Origin of the sequence: Psychrobacter sp. TB55-MNA-CIBAN-0194 (assembly GCF_040309505.1) — a bacterium.
GTDB classification, from domain to species: domain Bacteria; phylum Pseudomonadota; class Gammaproteobacteria; order Pseudomonadales; family Moraxellaceae; genus Psychrobacter; species Psychrobacter fozii.
Genome location: NZ_JBEOOW010000376.1, coordinates 1 through 265, shown reverse-complemented (window position 1 = coordinate 265; position 265 = coordinate 1). Strand labels below are relative to the sequence as shown.

1 protein-coding gene is annotated in these 265 nt (G+C 45.3%); it reads right to left on the bottom strand.

Annotated elements, in window-relative coordinates; all coding sequences use genetic code 11:
• A partial coding sequence (locus AAEY75_RS15530) for a DNA/RNA non-specific endonuclease (protein ID WP_352260092.1) occupies positions 1-265 on the bottom strand: 265 nt, incomplete at both ends.

Below are 265 nucleotides of genomic sequence, written 5' to 3'. Positions count from 1 at the left end.
AATATATACCGCTTTAAAGAAATGGCTAGGCACTAGTACTTGACCGTTCAAACGTTTGGTTTTTTTATCGGTAAAAGCGACTCCAGTAATGGTATAAACTTCCCCGTACTGCTGCGTCAAATAGCGTGTCGCGGATTCGATATTTCGCCAAATGTAGCGATTATTACGCGGTGACTGTGGGGCGATGTTCGCTAGACTAAAGCTATCGTATTGCTGAGAGCGTGTTGCCATATCGGCATTGGGCGCTAAATGCCCACGATCATAC